The 245-nt window shown below is 42.9% G+C and carries 1 pseudogene; it reads right to left on the bottom strand.

The features are described 5' to 3' along the window. Nucleotides 1-245, bottom strand: a pseudogene (locus R0J88_RS22645) (penicillin-binding protein 1B); the annotation flags it as partial.

A 245-nucleotide genomic window follows, 5' to 3' on the forward strand; every position in this document is an offset into this window, starting at 1 on the left:
CCTTCTTCATGTGTTACCTGTAACGGCGAGTGATCAAGTAATGTGGCTAAATGATAATTGGATGATTGTAGTGCCGTGAAAGAAACTGCGGGCTTGACCAAGGACCCTAGATTTCTTTTTGTATCCAGTACTCTATTAAATCCGGAATATCGAACGTCACACCCTGCTACAAGGTCCGATACGCCACCTAGATCTTAATTCACATATATCATAGCAACTTCAAGCATAGCGGTTTGAGCTCGGTT

Origin of the sequence: Pseudoalteromonas sp. SIMBA_162, assembly GCF_046535955.1 — a bacterium.
Taxonomy (GTDB): Bacteria; Pseudomonadota; Gammaproteobacteria; order Enterobacterales; family Alteromonadaceae; genus Pseudoalteromonas; species Pseudoalteromonas marina.